Origin of the sequence: Pseudomonas turukhanskensis (assembly GCF_027922365.1) — a bacterium.
Lineage (GTDB): Bacteria > Pseudomonadota > Gammaproteobacteria > Pseudomonadales > Pseudomonadaceae > Aquipseudomonas > Aquipseudomonas turukhanskensis.
Genome location: NZ_BSFN01000003.1, coordinates 420,824 through 438,253 on the forward strand (window position 1 = coordinate 420,824; position 17,430 = coordinate 438,253).

The 17,430-nt window shown below is 60.7% G+C and carries 11 protein-coding genes; 7 read left to right on the forward strand and 4 right to left on the reverse strand.

Annotation, left to right across the window (positions count from 1 at the left end; translation table 11 throughout):
* Window positions 1-95: 95 nt before the first annotated feature.
* A complete protein-coding gene (locus PKE98_RS08295; protein ID WP_271194790.1) occupies window positions 96-716 on the forward strand; it encodes a glutathione S-transferase N-terminal domain-containing protein in 621 nt (206 codons plus the stop codon).
* 121 nt (window positions 717-837) lie between these two features.
* Here the strand turns inward: PKE98_RS08295 and PKE98_RS08300 are convergent, their stop codons facing one another.
* Entirely contained in the window at window positions 838-1,863 is a 1,026-nt protein-coding gene (locus tag PKE98_RS08300; protein ID WP_271194791.1) for a patatin-like phospholipase family protein, read from the reverse strand.
* A gap of 180 nt (window positions 1,864-2,043) precedes the next feature.
* On the opposite strand from PKE98_RS08300, the gene PKE98_RS08305 reads away from it, so the two are divergent.
* From PKE98_RS08305 to ycaC, 5 genes are all read left to right on the forward strand, one after another.
* On the forward strand, window positions 2,044-2,322 hold the full coding sequence (locus PKE98_RS08305) for a hypothetical protein (protein ID WP_271194792.1): 279 nt from the start codon (window positions 2,044-2,046) through the stop codon (window positions 2,320-2,322).
* A 214-nt stretch (window positions 2,323-2,536) separates the two neighbouring features.
* On the forward strand, window positions 2,537-2,959 hold the full coding sequence (locus tag PKE98_RS08310; RefSeq protein ID WP_271194793.1) for a DoxX family protein: 423 nt from the start codon (window positions 2,537-2,539) through the stop codon (window positions 2,957-2,959).
* A 34-nt stretch (window positions 2,960-2,993) separates the two neighbouring features.
* The gene (locus tag PKE98_RS08315; protein ID WP_271194794.1) at window positions 2,994-3,566 is read left to right on the forward strand and encodes an antibiotic biosynthesis monooxygenase; all 573 of its coding nucleotides are present in this window, start codon (window positions 2,994-2,996) and stop codon (window positions 3,564-3,566) included.
* A gap of 142 nt (window positions 3,567-3,708) precedes the next feature.
* Window positions 3,709-5,547 carry an amidohydrolase gene (locus PKE98_RS08320; RefSeq protein WP_271194869.1) on the forward strand — a complete coding sequence of 613 codons (1,839 nt, stop codon included), beginning with the start codon at window positions 3,709-3,711 and terminating at the stop codon, window positions 5,545-5,547.
* Window positions 5,548-5,603: 56 nt separating this feature from the next.
* Complete coding sequence (gene ycaC, locus PKE98_RS08325; protein WP_271194796.1) at window positions 5,604-6,224, forward strand: isochorismate family cysteine hydrolase YcaC; 621 nt, start codon at window positions 5,604-5,606, stop codon at window positions 6,222-6,224.
* A gap of 393 nt (window positions 6,225-6,617) precedes the next feature.
* Here the strand turns inward: ycaC and PKE98_RS08330 are convergent, their stop codons facing one another.
* From PKE98_RS08330 to PKE98_RS08340, 3 genes are all read right to left on the reverse strand, one after another.
* Complete coding sequence (locus PKE98_RS08330; protein WP_271194797.1) at window positions 6,618-12,248, reverse strand: autotransporter outer membrane beta-barrel domain-containing protein; 5,631 nt, start codon at window positions 12,246-12,248, stop codon at window positions 6,618-6,620.
* 572 nt (window positions 12,249-12,820) lie between these two features.
* A complete protein-coding gene (locus tag PKE98_RS08335; RefSeq protein ID WP_271194798.1) occupies window positions 12,821-13,858 on the reverse strand; it encodes an AraC family transcriptional regulator in 1,038 nt (345 codons plus the stop codon).
* Window positions 13,859-13,861: 3 nt separating this feature from the next.
* Window positions 13,862-14,998, reverse strand: a complete 1,137-nt coding sequence (locus PKE98_RS08340) for a carbon-nitrogen hydrolase family protein (RefSeq protein ID WP_271194799.1) — start codon at window positions 14,996-14,998, stop codon at window positions 13,862-13,864.
* A 244-nt stretch (window positions 14,999-15,242) separates the two neighbouring features.
* Between PKE98_RS08340 and PKE98_RS08345 the strand changes: the two genes are divergently transcribed.
* Entirely contained in the window at window positions 15,243-17,279 is a 2,037-nt protein-coding gene (locus tag PKE98_RS08345) for an NADPH-dependent 2,4-dienoyl-CoA reductase (RefSeq protein ID WP_271194800.1), read from the forward strand.
* Window positions 17,280-17,430 lie beyond the last annotated feature (151 nt).

The window sequence follows — 17,430 nt, forward strand, 5'->3', positions numbered from 1 at the left end:
TGGTCGCCCTTCTTCAGGCAGGGGCAGGGCGGCCGCTTTTATTCGTACCCGGACCCTAGCGCCCGGACCCTAAAACAGTTCTCGGAACTCCCCTCATGACCACCACCCTCTATATCTCCCCCGGCGCGTGCTCGTTCGCTTCCCACGTTGTTGTGCATGAACTGGATTTGCCGATTCAGGTGGAGCGTGTGGGATTGCGTACGGCGGATTCGCCGATTCACCAGATCAACCCGCTGGGCCGTGTGCCTGTGTTGCAGTTGGACGATGGCCGGATCATCACCGAGAACAGTGCGATTTTGCCGTTTCTGGCGGACCTGAAGCCGGCCACCACGTTATTTGCGCCAGTGGGCAGTGTGGAGCGCGGGCAGATTCAGAGTTGGATTGGTTATCTGGCCTCTGAAGTGCACGTGGGTGGGTTTCGCCCGCTGAATCGACCCGAGCGTTACAGCGCTGACGAGTCGGCGCACCCGGGCATTCGTGCCCAGGCGGTGGAGCAGCTCTACGCCGCCTTTGCGCATATCGACCGGCACCTGCAGAACACGCCGTTTCTGGTCGCCGAGCGCTACACCATTGCCGATGCTTACCTGGGCGTTTTCGCCGGTTGGGCAGGGCGCGTGGGTGGGCGTCTGGATGAGCTGCAGGCGCTGGCCAAATTTCGTGAAGCGTTCAAAGAGCGCGCGGCGGTTAAGCAGGCGCTGGTGGCAGAGGGTTTTTGACTGTACGAGTGACTGGGCGGCATTCCGATTGGTCGAGAACCCTGGAAACGATTGCGCCGGTGAGTTGCCGCGATATTCGTTTGCAGGGTTCGCCAGCAAGCTGGCTCCTACAACAACACCGCTAGCCGTTTTCTTCTTCGTAGCGGTCGAGGGTGTCGCTAGTAATGATGCGGCCCAGCTCGATCAGCTCCGGCGCTTTGTAGAACTCGAAAAACCGGCACGCCCGGCGCGGCACGTTCACCAGAATGTCCGGCGGATAGCCGGCAATCTTGTATTGCGCCAGCGACGTCTGCATCACTTCGAAACTCTGGTTCACCAATTCCAGCAACGATGCCGGGCTGCCGGTTTCGGCCACCCGCGAGCCGCTGGCCGAGTTCGGCGTGGGGCTTTCGTCTGGCCGAGGTGACGGCGCGGCGGCCGGCGGGTCGAGCCAGGGGTTGGGCTCGGCGGTCGCCGCTGCCTCCAACAACGCTGCCTCTTCGCCGGGCTCGGGCAGTTTACGCCGGAAGGGCATGCGCGAGCCCAGCGACCCCATCAACCCATCGAGCTTGGTTTTGAACGCCGCCGGCCGTTCTATCACGGGCAACTGGTAGTGGCGCTGGCCATTGGCGTTGAGGTTGACCGCGACAATCAGGTCGCAGTGGCTAGATACCACCGGCACGATGGGCAGAGGGTTGAGCAGGCTGCCGTCCACCAGCATGCGTTTGCCCTGGATGACAGGGGTAAACAGACTGGGGATCGCCGCCGAGGCGCGCATGGCCTGGTGCAGGTTGCCTTGTTGAAACCAGATTTCCTGCTGGAAGGTGAGGTCGGTGGCGACCGCCGTGTAGGGGATGCGCAGGTCTTCGATGTTGATCTCGCCGACCATCTCGCGAATGCGGCCGAACACTTTTTCGCCGCGAATGGCGCCCAGGCGAAAGCTCACATCCAGCAGGCGCAACACGTCGAGGTAGTCCAGACTTTCGATCCAGGCGCGGTATTCGGGCAGTTTGCCGGTGGCGTAGATACCACCGACCACCGCGCCCATGGAGCACCCGGCGATACAGGCAATTTCATAGCCGCGCCGTTCCAGTTCCTCGATAGCGCCGATATGGGCGTAACCCCGTGCGCCCCCTGCACCCAACACCAACGCCACACGTTTGGTCATCGCCTTCCCCTGATACTATCGCGCCCTGTGTTCAGCGGCGTTTGCCGACCATACGCGCGCAGGCGCCCGCCGCCAAGGCGAGTGCAGGTGCCGCTTCGCTAAGTCGCACTTTTTGCGCGCCGTGGCGTCTGAGCATTACGTGTGTTTACCCGTTGTTTTCTATCTTCTGGAGCAAATTGAATGAAAGCCTGGATCTGCTTACCTCTGATGGTGCTGGCGTTATCCGGTTGCGCTGCAAAAACGGCTTACCGCGACAGTTGCGCGGAGCAATCCAACGCCGCCTGGCGCGAGTTGGACCTTGCCAAAGCCGAAGGTTTCGCCGGTAGCGTCAGCTACTCCAAAGCCTTGACCCTGCTGACCGGGGCGAAAACCTCGCAGCAATTCGAAGGCTATGAAAGCTGCACCAAGAACGCCAAGAAAGCGCGCTTCTACATCAGCGAGTCCCGCGCCGGGCGTTGATTCTCAAACCACTGCGTCTCTCGTAGGGCGAATATCCGCATCGCGGGTATCCGCCGCTGCGATCGCGAACGGCGGATATCGCCCGTGGCGATATCCGCCCTACGTTGAAGCTGTACGTTAAAAACAGCCCGCTACAAATCCAGCACAGCGATACAAGTTATTCCCATCTGCATCTCCCACTATCAGGTCCTACGTATCTGCTAGTGAGCGCCCCATGGCTACGCCTGACTCTCGATCTCCCTTCACTGCCTGCGACTGGGCGTTGTTGTGGCTGCGCGTGGCCGGCTCGCTGCTGCTGTTGCAGGTTCACGGCCTGCCCAAGCTGCTGCAATTCACCGAACAACTGAGCCTGATCGAAGACCCCTGGCACCTGGGCGCCAAGCTCACGCTCAGCCTGGCCATCTTCGCCGAAGTGTTGTGCCCGTTGCCGATCATGCTCGGCATTTTTACCCGCCTGGCCTGCCTGCCGATTCTTGCCGTGCTGTTGGTGGCGCTGGTGTTTGTGCACCCCGAATGGAGCCTGGCCGAGGGCCAATTCGCCTGGTTGCTGGCGTTGGTGTTCAGCACGGTGTTCATCGCCGGGCCGGGTCGCATTGCGCTGTCTCGGCGTTTGCCTGCGGTGGTCTATCTTCAGTGACGGCCTGTCATTTTCTTGCAAGGGAACGTCGCGTATGACGAGTGTGGAAGTATTTGATGAAGTGGTGACCCTGTTGGTCCGGCACCGGGTTAAAGCCGGCCAGGATGGGGCCTACGAACAATGGTTGCGGCGCACCATTGCCACGGCGCGCACCTGGCCGGGGCACCTGGGCATTGATGTGATGCGCGGGCACAGCGGCGGGCTCACATTGTTTACCTGCGTGCTGCGTTTTACTTCCACCGACTTGCTGCAGGCCTGGCTGGATTCCGAAGACCGTCAGCGCCTGGTGGCTGAAGCGGCGCCGCTGCTGGCCGACGGCGACCAGACCGAAATCAACGCCGACCGCGAGTTCTGGTTTACCCCGACAGAAGGCAGCACGAGCAAACCGCCACCACGCTGGAAGCAAGCCTGCGTCACCTTTCTGGTGATTCTGCCGCTGAGCATGGGCGTGCCGCTGCTGTGGAAGCCGCTGTTCGCACAATTGCCATTTTTATCCGGTTACCTGGCCAGCAGTGTGCTGATCACCCTGAGCATTGTGCTGCTGGTGGTGTATGTCTTTATGCCGCGGGTAACGCGCCTGTTCGCGCCGTGGCTCAACAAAGCCTGAGGGTTGCCCCATGACCGATGACACTCCACCCAAAGGCGCTGGCCGCCGCCAGTTTCTCGCTGCCAGCTCTGTGCTGGGCGCGGCGGGCGCGCTGTGGTCTGCCTTGCCATTTTCCGCTTACGCCACCTCATCAGGAGCACCGATGAACGCCGATCTGATCCTCTTCAATGGCCGCTTGCACACCGTCGACCGGGAAAAACCCGCCGCTACCGCCGTGGCCATCAAAGACGGCAAATTCATTGCCGTGGGCAGCGATGCCGAAGCCATGGCGCTGCGCGGCAGCGCCACACAAGTGGTGGACCTGCAAAAGCGCTCGGTCATTCCTGGGCTCAACGACTCGCACCTGCACCTGATCCGCGGCGGCCTCAACTACAACCTGGAACTGCGCTGGGAAGGCGTGCCGTCGCTGGTCGATGCGCTGCGCCTGCTCAAGGACCAGGCCGACCGCACCCCGGCACCGCAGTGGGTGAGGGTGGTGGGGGGCTGGAACGAGTTCCAGTTTGCGGAAAAACGCCTGCCGACCATCGAGGAACTGAACAAGGCCGCGCCCGATACCCCGGTGTTTGTGCTGCACCTGTACGACCGCGCGCTGCTTAACCGCGCCGCGCTCAAGGTGGTGGGCTATACCCGTGACACGCCTAACCCGCCGGGCGGCGAAATCGTTAAAGACGCCAACGGCGAGCCGACCGGCATGCTCGTGGCGCGCCCCAACGCGATGATTCTGTACTCCACCCTGGCCAAGGGGCCGAAGCTGCCGCTGGAATACCAGGTGAACTCCACCCGCCAATTTATGCGCGAGCTCAATCGCCTGGGTGTAACCAGTGCCATCGACGCCGGCGGCGGTTATCAGAACTACCCGGACGACTACCAGGTAATCCGCGAGCTGGCCGCCAACAACCAGCTCACCGTGCGCATCGCCTACAACCTGTTTACCCAGAAGCCCAAAGAAGAGCTGGTGGACTTCAAGAACTGGACGCAGATCGTCAAGCCGGGTGACGGCAATGACTTCTTCCGCCACAACGGCGCCGGTGAAATGCTGGTGTTCTCGGCGGCCGACTTCGAAGACTTCCTGGAACCGCGCCCCGATTTGCCGCAAACCATGGAGGAGGAGCTGGAGCCGGTGGTGCGCCACCTGGTGGAACAACGCTGGCCGTTTCGCTTGCACGCCACCTACGACGAGTCCATCTCGCGCATGCTCGATGTGTTCGAGAAAGTGAACCGCGACATTCCCTTCAACGGCCTGCATTGGTTCTTCGACCACTGCGAAACCATCACACCGAAAAACATCGAGCGTGTGCGTGCGTTGGGCGGCGGCATTGCCGTACAGGACCGCATGGCATTCCAGGGCGAGTATTTCGTGGACCGTTACGGCAAGAAGGCTGCCGAGGCCACGCCGCCGGTCAAGCGCATGTTGAGCGAAGGCGTGCCGGTCGGCGGCGGCACCGATGCCACGCGGGTGTCCAGCTACAACCCGTGGACCTCGCTGTACTGGATGGTGAGCGGCAAAACCGTCGGCGGCATGGAGCTGTACCCCGAAGGCCTGCCACGGGAAACCGCGCTGCAACTGTTCACCCACGGCAGCGCCTGGTTCTCCACTGAACAGGGCAAGAAGGGCCAGATCAAGGTTGGCCAACTGGCCGACTTGGTAGCGCTGTCGGCGGACTTCTTCAGCGTTGAAGAAGAGGCCATCAAGTGGATTGAATCGGTGCTCACGGTGGTGGACGGCAAGATCGTCTACGGCACCGGTGACTTCGACAAACTCGCACCGCCGGCCTTGCCGGTCACGCCGGACTGGTCGCCGGTCGTAAAAGTGCCCGGCCACTGGCGCCAGCAAACCGCATTGGCCGCTGCCGTGCACCAGTGTTCGGGGCCCTGTGGTGTGCATGCCCATAGCCATGAAAAAGCGCGCCTGTCCTCGGCGCCGGTCAGCGATCACCAGGGTTTCTGGGGCGCGTTTGGCTGTTCCTGCTTCGCCTTCTGAGTTCGGTTTTCAACCCCCAGGCCCGACCCCGGGCCTGGCATTTCAAGGAGTTCATCATGAGCAAGAAATACAACCGCTTGGACAAAGACAACGCTGTGGTTCTGCTGGTCGATCACCAGGCCGGCCTGATCTCGCTGGTGCGCGATTTCACCCCCGACGAATTCAAGAACAACGTATTGGCTTTGGCCGATATCGCGGCGTTCTTCAAGTTGCCGACCATTCTCACCACCAGCTTCGAAAACGGCCCCAACGGCCCGATGGTGCCGGAGCTCAAAGCCAAGTTCCCGGACGCGCCGTACATTGCTCGCCCAGGCCAGATCAACGCGTGGGACAACTCCGACTTCGTCGCCGCGGTAAAGGCGACCGGTCGCAAGCAAATCATCATTGCCGGCGTGGTAACCGACGTGTGCGTGGCGTTCCCGACGCTGGCAGCATTGGAAGAAGGCTTTGATGTATTCGTGGTGACCGACGCCTCCGGCACCTTCAACCCGCTGGTGCGTGAGTCGGCGCTTAGCCGCATGGTTGAAGCCGGTGCGCAACTGATGAACTGGTTCGCTGTGGGTTGCGAGCTGCAACGCGACTGGCGCAACGACATCGAAGGCTTTGGCGCCATTCTCGGCGGCCACCTGCCGGCGTACGCCAACCTGATGCAGAGCTACAGCCAGAACAGCAAGTAACGGGCGTTTCGTGGCGTCGGCCAGGCTCTGTTGCGTCCTCGCTTTTAATGCTCACGTACTGCAGTACGCTGCGCTTAAAAGCTCCGGGGCGCCTTGCCTGGCTCTAGCCACGGAACTGCGAAGTGGCGGTCAGGCAAAGATCAAAAGCAAGTAACGTTCGGCAGTGCCGGCTCGTTCATCTGTTAGTCATCTGGGAGCGCTAGGCTCGGTTCCAGAACCCACGACTAGCAGATGAGCGAGCACTTGCAGATGGATGAGTATCAAGAAGAACTTCTCGAATACCGCGCAGATGAACAGGAGGAGCCGGCAGAGTTGGTGGAAGACGCCACCGAGCTCTAACGCTCCCCCCTTATCGTCATAGGTCTTTTCCCGACCTTGCCTGCGCGCCGTTGTCTAGAAGTTCACCCGCACCCCCACACTACCGGTGGCGCCTTCCAGGCCGCTGTTCACTGCCTGCTGATAGCCGACGGTGCCAAACACCGACGTGTTTTTCGAGACCGGCGCGTTAAAACCTGCGGTCACGTCCATCGTGGTTCCACGTTGGTTCGAGTGAAAATCCACGCCACCCTCTGACGACGATATCGTGGTGCGCGGGTTAGCGTTGATTTCGTGCCATACGCTGGGCCGAACCCACGTCGAAAGGGTGCCTGCGTTATCCAGAGTCACGTCTTTGCTGACCTTTACGCTTACACGGGCAGCGACTGATTTGGCGTTACCAAAGTCGACGTCGGCGGCTTTGTCTCGGCTGTTGTCCACCTTGATGTTCTGGACAACGACTTGCGCTTGCGGCTCGACCGTCCATTCATTCTTGAGCGCGTACGGTTTGCCTGCTTCCACCGATGCCGCAACGGCGGTGGCGGTGGTTTTCAGTTTGCCCAGGTCTTGGGTGCCCGATTCCACGTCGTAGAACCAGGTGCCCTGAAGCACGCTGTCCAGATAGGCTTCGTTGGCAAAGCGATGCGTCCAGTAGGCGCCCAGCGACGCGGCCTTGAAGCTGTTGCTGCCTGCTGTAGTGCCGTCGTAATGCTCCACCCCGCCGTTGGCTTGGCCAACCACGGTGTAGACGCCTGCAAGGTCGTTGGAGCCGTCTGCTTGCTCTGTGCGCAGCAGGTCCACGCCGGCCTGAACGGCACCTACATTGAGGTCGAACGATGGACCTTCATTGGCAATCCCACCACGTTTGGCATTCCACTGGCTGTTTTGGCCAAGGGCTCTTACCCAACCGGGATCCTGCGAGGTGCTCTGGCCGTTGGCGCCCAGAGCTTCACCTACGCGCTCATCGCGTGTGGACAGGGTTTGACGGCCATACTGCAGCATCATCGAGGACAGTGCTGTGTAGTCGGATACTTCGCGGCGGTACTCGGGGGTGTTATTTCCACCTGCCCCAGCCGGCTGCGGACCGCTTGAGCGAAGGAACCAGTCGTCCGCCGCACTACCATCCACAGCTCCTCGGTACAGACGGTATTCGTAGGGGCCGGCTGCCACGCGATAGTTCAGGGCAAAGGCATCCCGAGCCGTGGTCGCGCCATTGATGGCGGCGACTACCTGAATACCGCTGCCTTCGGTCAATCCGCCCAGGCCGCCGAGGTTGTTGACCTGCAAGCGTGTTGCGCCTGTGGCCGCGCCGCCGTCGATAATCAGGCGATCGGTTGCCGAGGCATTGCCACCCAACATGGTGTTGAGGCGGAGCACGCCGTACTGCCCGTTATAGCTGTTGACCGTCAGGGTATTGCCAGCGCGGCGACCAGCCAATGTCACAGCACCGGCGTTGTCCAGCAAACCGTTGACAGTGAAGCTGCCTTGCGGACCGCTCGCCAAACCCGGCAGGGCATTGCCAACGGCGAAGAGGCCATAGTTGTTTACATTGCCATTGATGCTGCCGTAACCACCCAGCGTGGCGCCCCTGGCAACGGTGGTTTCACCTGCGCCGTCAAGTGCAGCAGCGGTGTGCCGGGCATCACCGATAATCAGGGTGCCCTGCAAAACAGTGGTGTCGCCGGCGTAGGTATTAAGGCCATTGAGCAGGGTGGTGCCGGTACCCTCTTTGGTCAGTGCGCCCGTGCCGTCGATGCCCTTGTTAAGGGTCAGCAGGGTGTCGGCGGAGTTAAGCAGGGTGCCACCGCCGTCATGGAGGGTAACCGCCCGATTGGTAATCAGGTTGGCGCTGGTCTGCAAGATGCCATCATCGAAACTCAGCGCACCGGCCAGGTCGCCGAGGTTTCTGTCGCGGCTAATCTGCAAGGTGCCGCCTTCGATGGAGGTGCCGCCTGTGTAGGTGTTGGTGCCATTGAGTACCAGGGTGCCGCTATCCATTTTGACTAAGGTGGAGGTCCCGGCCAGATTGCTGTCGATGGTGGCGGTGAAGGAGGCCCCCTGCGTGGTGCCGTCGCCTACGCGCAGAATCGAGCGGCTCGGATCATCTGCGCTACCGGCCAGCGTGATCGCGTCGCCTTTTAGTCGGTAACCGCTGCTCGCGAACTGCATGCCCCCGACGGTAACGCGGCCCTTGGAGTCATCGACCGTCACCGTACCGGGTGCGGCCATAAACAAGGCAAAGCCACCTGTCGAATACGGTGCGTTGAGGTCGCCAGTAGCTGTCGTCCAGTTATCGTTGCCGGCACTTGCTTGCCAGATACCATCACCGCCGTCGATCACGCCGTCGTTTTTGCCGCCCATCTGGCCATCCCAGATATTCAGCGGCAGGCCCGCGGTATTGAGCAAGTTCACCTCATGGTCGATGGAGGTTTGCACGAAGAAACCGGCCGAGGGAATGGTGCCAATAGTCAGACCGTTATCGGTGAGTGCGCCGGAATAGCGAATCAACCGATAGAGCCCGGGTGCCAGTTCAGCACCAGGAGTGGTTTGAACATTCAACGTACCGTCAAGGGTCAGATCGCCTTCGATCAACGCCAGGTCATTGAGCGCCCCATTTTTAACCCCTGCCTGGCCAAGGCTGTAGTCCAGAAATGCGCCGGTGCTGAAAGTCACGTCGCCATTGACTGTCAATATCCCGGGGATCAGGCCGTTGTCGCCTGGCGCGAAGGTGCCACCGTCAGCAACCTGCACCGAGCCGCCTATGGTTCCGGTGCCACCGAGCGTGCCGCTGTTGTTGACTGTGGTAAGTCCCTTGGCTAATGACTGATTGCCGTTGATATAGAGGCTGCCAGCGTCAACGGTGGTCGTGCCGGCATAACTATTGTTGCCTAGCAAACGGGTAACACCGATGCCCGATTGGGTGAGCGAACCCGTGCCGGAGATAACGCCGTCAAGGGTCATCACCCCGGCACGATTGAATGTCAGTTGACTGTTGTTGAGCACATCGCCCACCAGGCTGCCCGTGCTGCCACCGTCACCGAGTTGCAGGGTGCCGAGGCTGATGGTGGTGCCGCCGGTGTAGGTGTTATCGGCAGTCAGCACAGTGGTGCCGGTGCCGATCTGCTGAACGCTGCCGGTACCAGAAACAGTACCGTTAAAGGTTGTCGTATCGGAGCGGTTGAAGAACAGTTCACCATTGTTGAGCACGTCACCCATCAGGCTGCCGGAGCTGCCACCGTTGCCGATTTGCAGCTTGCCCCCGCTAATCCTGGTGCCTCCGGTGTGGGCGGCGTTGCCTGTGAGCGCCGTAGTGCCAGGGCCAGCCAGGGTGAGCGCACCGATGCCGTTGATGTCGTTGGTGAGGGTCAGTGTGGTGCCAGCCAAAGGTGTCAACGTGCCGCCGCCATCCTCGAGGGTGATGACGCGGTTGGTGACCATGTCGGCGCTATTGCTCAACGCGCCGCCGTCAAAATTCAGAGCCCCGGAAAGCTGGCCCAGGTTGCCATCCTCCCTCACCAGCAGCGTGCCGCCCCGGAGCAACGTGTCGCCGCTGTAGGTATTGATGCCGTTCAGAATCAGAATGCCATTATCTGTTTTAGCCAGGCCAGAGGTGCCCGTCAGTTCGCTATCAATGGTGGAGTGGGTAATGCCTTGCAAGTAGCCATCGCCTACGCGGATGACGGTGTACGCAGGATCGCTGGCAGTGCCGGCAAGCGTTATCCGGTCACCCTGGATTCGGTACCCATCGACAGCAAACTGCATACCCGATACGGCAATATCGCCACGGCTCTGGTCTACCGTTACGGTGCCCGCATTCCCCGTGAACACGGCATATGCCTGGTCGGCAAACGGCGTATTGGCCAAGCCGTCATCATCTGTCCAGTTTTCATTGCCTGCCAATGCCTGCCAGACACCGTCGCCGCCGGTAATCACACCGTCATCTTTTGTACCGTCGGCGCCATCCCAAAAACGCAGGCTAAGGTCGCCGTGGTTAATCAGGTTCACCTGGCCGGCCACCGATGTTTGCACATAGTTATTGCCCACTGGCATGGTGCCCAGCTCCAAGCCATTGTTGGTCAGGGTGCCGGAATAGTTCATCAACCGATAAATGCCAGCTTCGTAGCTGCCGCCAGGGGTTATGGACGCATTGAGCACACCATCGAGAACCAGGTTGCCTTGAATATTGACCAAGTCGTTTAGCAAACCACCTTCCACATCCCCTTGGCCCAGTCGGTACACAAGATTGGTGTCTGAGCTCAGGTTCAGGTCTCCGATGATGTTCAGTTCCCCGGGATTCGTGCCTGCGGAACCTGGAGTAAGTGTGGCGCCATCCTGAAGGGTTACCGACCCACCCAACGTACCGCTGCCGCCCAGCGTTGCACCACTGGCAACCTCAATGGCGCCCGTTGCATCGAATTGATCGCCATTTACGTACAAGGCGCCTGCTTTGACATGGGTGTCGCCGAGGTACGTGTTGGTGCCGGTGAGCAACAGCGTGCCGTTGCCGGTCTTGTTCAACTGGCCGAGGCCGCTGATGTCTCCGTTTATAACGCCCAGTAAACCGTCGCCTGTATTAAAGGTGCCGTTATTGCTGGTAATTGATACGTCTCGACCCGCACCTAAGGTAAAGCTGTCCGCGAAATTGAAGGTGCCACCGTTGAGAGTCAACCCACCCGTAACGTCGCCGAGTGCGGCATCGCTGGCTGTGGAGAGCACACCTTGCGTGATGGTGGTTCCCCCTTGGTAGCCATTGGTGTTGGTAAGCAGGAGGGTGCCGGCCCCGGTTTTTTCCACCGCGCCGGTGCCTTCGATAAGGCCTGAATAGGTGCCGTTGTCCGTTTGTGCGAAACGTACGAGGCCGTTGTTCTCTTGCAGCCACAGCGGCAGGCTCTGCGCGCGGGCCTCCAACGTGCCGTCAGGCGAAATGACGACAGAGCCGTTAAAGGCCGTGTTGTTGCCTGTAAGCGCCAGGGTGCCTTCCAATATCTCGACTAGGAGTTCGTTACCATTGGGGTTCCCCACCGTGCCATTGAGGGTCCAGAGGCCTGCACCGTTTTTAGTCAGCGTCGAGAAGTTTCTGATGGTGGCGCCAAGCGCATCGCTGGAGCCAGAACTTCCATTTAGTATCAGGGTGTTATTGCCGGCACCACCGTCGAGGTTGCCTGTGATAGTGGACCCTGCTTCCAGCGTGAGCGAGTCGTCTCCTCTATGAAAACCCAAACTACCGACAACTTTACCGCCGTTTCGATTAATGAAGGTCAGTGAGCTACCGCCACTAAAGCCGATTGTATTGGCCGTTATTCCGTCACCGGTTTCGATTGAGCCGTAATTATTAATTGTGTTGTTTCCCGAACTAACATCGAACCAGAAAACTCTGCCGCGCTCTACTCTTATAAGGCCATGGTTGTTGATCGTGTTGCGAGGCCCAAATAGATTGACCGCTTCGCCTGTTACTCCTTTGGCTACCAGTCTCGCGCCTGCGGCGATATTTAACGTATTGTTGGAGCCAAATTCAATTGTATTGGGGCCTCCATTCCATGGTCCGTTTCCGCCTCCCGCAGTTGCTACGTTTTCTACTGCTGCTCCGGAATGCAAATTTATTGTGGTATTGCTCCCAAAACTCAGTGCTGGGCCATTGCCCGTTAAAATGTGGGCGCCAGACAATATATTTACCGTGGAGCCTGAATCACTCCTGCCACTGCCAATCATTTGGGTCCAGGGATTTAACCCGGAGCTGTCACAAGTAGTAGTTAGCGTTAGGCTGTCCCAGCGGCAGTCGGCAACTGCAAGGCCAGGTGCGATGATTAGTGCTATAGCACATGCAAGAGCGTTTTTTCGGGCGCGCAAATGTTGCCGACTTCCGGTTTTGCGTTTTTTTAAATACTTGGCAGCCATGACAGAACCTCAACTGTGTGTTGGCCGTATAAATGGAAGATCAATCTTCGCAAGGGGTTGGCCGAGATTAAAAAAGCAACGCAGATGAATACGGATGACAAGTTAAGTCGTGGCGAAAAAGATGAAGTTAGGGGGTTATGAGAAGGCGGGTACGGAAATGTCGATGTTGTTGTAAGGTTTCCCCTACGAAGAAAATCTACTATTCGCTGGCGGTAAGGCGCGTCCGAGCGCGGGATACGGAGTACCCGGGCTTAAATAGAAAAGTTGGGTGGCAAAGGGTAAGAGCTGGTCTTGTAGTCGGGGCAGTACTGATCAGCAACGCCATCACAGGTCAGTTGCCGAGTGCAGGCTGTGCTGTGCGCATCTAGTGTTTGCCCCGCGACCGCCTAGACAGCCTGGCGCTGCGCTTTCCTGAATTCCCCCGGCGTTTGCCCGCTCCAGCGCTTGAACGCGCGCTGAAACGCCTCAGCCGAGGCAAACCCCAACAAATACGCAATTTCCCCAAACGCCAATTCGGTATCGCGGATATAGGCCATGGCCAGATCGCGGCGGGTGTCGTTGAGGATGGCGCGGTATTGGGTGCCTTCTTCGGTGAGTTTGCGCCGTAGCGTCCAGGTGGGCAGTTGCAAGCGCGCGGCCACTTCCTCCAGGTCGGGCTCACGGCCGTTCAATAGCGGGCCGAGCAGTTGGCTGATGCGTTCACGCAGGCTGCGGGTGCGGGTCAGTTGGTCCAGTTCGCGCTCGCAGATTTCCAAGAGATGCCGCCAGGTACTGGGGCAGTGTTCGGGGTTGCGCAGCGCGAGGCTGGTCTGGTTAAGGCGCATCTGGTTGATCTGGCTGGAAAACTCCACGGGGCAGCCGAACAGTGCGCTGTAGTGCTCGGCGTAGCCGGTGGCGGGAAATTCGATATCGACCTTTTCCACCGGCACCGGCTGCCCCGCCAGGGCGGCCAGTTGCGCGGCCCAGCCGGCCAGCACCGAGTCGACCACAAAGCGGTTGTAGGCGTTGTACGGGCTAATGGTGTAGAAGCGCAGCCAGGCGCCGCGGGCATCTTCGTGGAAGCTCGATTGGCCGCGGTAGTTGTAGGCGTACAGCGGCTCAAAGCGGATCAGGGCCCGCGCTGCTTCCCGTACCGTGGGGGCCTGCGCGGCGGTAACGCCGGCCAGGCCCACCTGGCTCAGGCGCGTGTGTACGCCCATGCTCAGGCCCAGGCCAGGCTGGTCGGTCAGTTGAATGGCGGCATGGCCCAGGCGCATATAGCGCGGAATGGAGAGCCGTGCGCGCGGTTCGGCCAGGCGCGCGCTGTCCAGGCCGTATTGCTCGAGCAAGGGCAGGGGATCTTGCCCGGCCACGCGCACCGCATCGGCCAGGCCGTGGACAAAGCCCACCGACAGATCCCCCAGCCGCACGCGCACCGGTTTCATGGGTTACAGCCAGATATTCAGCAGCCGGCCACCATGGCCGCGGCTTTCGTTGACCAGGCTGACATCTTGCCCGTTGGCGAGCAGGCTCTGGCCATCGCTGCCCAGGTTCCACAATTGACCGCGCATAAACACGGTTATGCCGACTTGCGCGCCGCTGCTACCCAGGCGGTTGGCCATGGCCAGTTGTTGCCAGGCCTGACCTTCGCTGACGCTGCCCGGTTGCAGCACCACGTCGCTGGGCGTGGGCGAGCCGTTGTAGCCGCCCCAGGGTTTGGACCAGTTGCCGTTGCCGGTGAGAAAGGCCGGCACGGCCAGCAGCTGAACATTCTGTTTGCTCAGCTCGGCATAGCCGGCCGGGTACCAACTGTCGGCGCAGATCAGTACGCCCAGACGCCCGGCCGGGGTGTCGACCACGCGCAAGTCACTGGCCGGCGCGGCGGCGGTGAAGCTTTGCTCATCACGAATCGGGTAGACCTTGCGTTGTGGTTGGCCCAGCGGCGCGCCGTCGCTGCCGAACACCAGGCTGACGTTGTACAGCGGGCCATCGCCCACCACGAGCTGACCGGCTTCCACGCGCGGGTCGGGCAGCACGATGGAGCCCGCCACCAGGGTGATGCCGAAGTCTTTGGCCAGTCCGCCGAAAACGGCCTGGTAGTCGCGCGCCATGTCGGCACTTTTCATCCGCAGCAGGGCGTCTTGCAGACGGTCGTCGCCTTTGGCCAGCAGCAGGGCGCGGCCGAGTTTCAGTGGGTTGCTCGCGGCCAACCACGCCATGGCGTTGTCGAGGGTCTGCGCCTGGTACACCTCGGCTTTTTCGCCGCTGATTACCAGCCACGTGCCGATATGTTCGGGCAGCACGGCCACCGTCTTGCCATTGAGCAAGCCCTCGTCGCGTGCCTTGTGCAGGTACGCGGCCAGCTTCAGGCGCAGTAGGTCCACGGTGTGGTAATCGCCGGAAAACATCTCGGGCTCAATGCCCAGCAAGTTGCCATTGTCGCCGGGCAGGCCGTGGTTAAGCGCCACTTCGCTGCGCAGGTCCGACAGGTAATGGGCGTCAGTGGGCAGGTCGGTCCACAGCGCGTAGGCGCCGAGCACGATCAGGGCGGTGGTGGCGAGGGTGTAGCGAAATAGTCTGCGCATGGTCTTGGGCGTGCGAAGTGAAGGCGTAAGGGTAGGGGGCGGGCGGTCACTTGCCAAGTCACGCTGCGCATTTGGATCAATAACTTGTCACTTTCGATCATTGAGGGGCGCGGCCCTGCTCTTTATCGTTCGCTGCATAACTGACCGCCACCCGGTTTCTGTGACGCTGCGTTGTGAAGCAGGCTGTTGTGATGCATGAGGTGGCTGGCATTCCGTGCATTAACCGTTCGATGTGGAGCTATCTATGACCGCCGCTCAATTCCCGCACCTGTTGGCCCCGCTGGACCTGGGTTTTACCACCCTGCGTAACCGCACCCTGATGGGCTCCATGCACACCGGCCTGGAAGAAAAACCGGGCGGCTTCGAGCGCATGGCGGCCTACTTTGCCGAACGCGCCCTGGGCGGCGTCGGCCTGATGGTGACCGGCGGCATTGGCCCGAACGTGGAAGGCGGCGTATACGCCGGCGCGGCCAAGCTGAGTACCCAGGAAGAAGCGGAAAACCACCGCATCGTGACCCGCGCCGTGCACGAAGCCGGCGGCAAGATCTGCATGCAGATCCTCCACGCCGGCCGTTATGCCTACAGCCCGAAATCGGTGGCGCCGAGCGCCATTCAAGCGCCGATCAACCCGTTCAAGCCGCACGAGCTGGACGAAGAGGGCATCGAAAAGCAGATCGCCGACTTCGTCACCTGTTCTTCCTTGGCGCAAGTGGCCGAGTACGACGGCGTGGAAATCATGGGGTCCGAGGGTTACTTCATTAACCAGTTCCTCGCCGCCCATACCAACCAGCGCACCGACCGCTGGGGCGGCAGCTACGAAAACCGCATGCGCCTGCCGGTGGAAATCGTGCGCCGCGTGCGTGAGGCGGTAGGCCCGAACTTCATCATTATTTATCGCCTGTCGATGCTCGACCTGGTGGAAGGCGGCAGCACCTGGGACGAAATCGTCACCCTGGCCAAAGCCATCGAAAAAGCCGGCGCCACCATCATCAACACCGGTATCGGCTGGCACGAAGCGCGTATCCCCACCATCGCCACCAAGGTGCCGCGCGCCGCGTTCACCAAGGTCACCGCCAAGCTGCGCGGCGAAGTGAGCATTCCGCTGATCACCACCAACCGTATCAACACCCCGGAAGTGGCGGAGCAGGTGCTGGCCGAAGGCGACGCCGATATGGTGTCGATGGCCCGCCCATTCCTGGCTGACCCGGAGTTCGTCAACAAGGCCGCTGAAGGCCGTAGCGACGAAATCAACACCTGCATCGGTTGCAACCAGGCCTGCCTGGACCACACCTTCGGCGGCAAGCTGACCAGCTGCCTGGTGAACCCACGCGCCTGCCACGAAACCGAGCTGAACTACATCCCGACCACCGCCGTGAAGAAAATCGCCGTGGTGGGCGCCGGCCCAGCCGGTTTGTCCGCTGCCACCGTGGCGGCCGAGCGCGGCCACAGCGTGACCCTGTTCGACTCGGCCAGCGAAATCGGCGGTCAGTTCAACGTCGCCAAGCGCGTGCCGGGTAAAGAAGAGTTTTACGAAACCATTCGCTACTTCGGCCGCAAGCTGCAAACCACCGGTGTGGACCTGCACCTGAACACCCGCGTGAGCGTGGATGACCTGGTGAAAGGTGGGTTCGACGAAATCATTCTGGCCACCGGTATCGCGCCACGTACCCCGGCCATTCCTGGCATCGACCACCCGAAAGTGATCAGCTACCTGGACGCCATTTTGCAACGCAAACCGGTTGGCCAGACGGTGGCCGTGATCGGCGCCGGCGGCATCGGTTTTGACGTGTCGGAATTTATCGTTCACCAAGGCGATGCCACCAGCCAGGACCGCGATGCGTTCTGGAAAGAGTGGGGCATTGATAAAACCCTGGAAGCCCGTGGCGGTATCGCCGGCATCAAGGCCCAAGTGCATGCGCCAGCCCGTCAGGTGTTCCTGCTGCAACGCAAGAAAACCAAAGTGGGCGACGGCCTGGGCAAAACCACCGGCTGGATCCACCGCACCGGCCTGAAAAACAAGAACGTGCAGATGCTCAACAGCGTCGAGTACCTCAGCGTTGACGACGCCGGCCTGCACATCCGCATTGGCGAAGGCGAGCCGCAGGTGCTGCCGGTAGACACCATCATCGTGTGCGCCGGGCAAGATCCGCTGCGCGAGCTGCAGCAAGGCTTGGAAGCCGCTGGCCAGGTGGTGCATTTGATTGGTGGTGCCGATGTGGCGGCTGAGCTGGACGCCAAGCGCGCCATCAACCAAGGCTCGCGTCTGGCTGCTTCGTTGTAACCAACCGAGCTCCTGGTCGTCGGCCAGGCGGCGTTGCGTCCTCGCTTTTAATGCTCACGTACTTCAGTACGCTGCGCTTAAAAGCTCCGGGGCGCCTTGCCTGGCCTTAGCCCAGAAGCTCTCGACCCAGTTGTCAGTTCTAAAAAGGCAA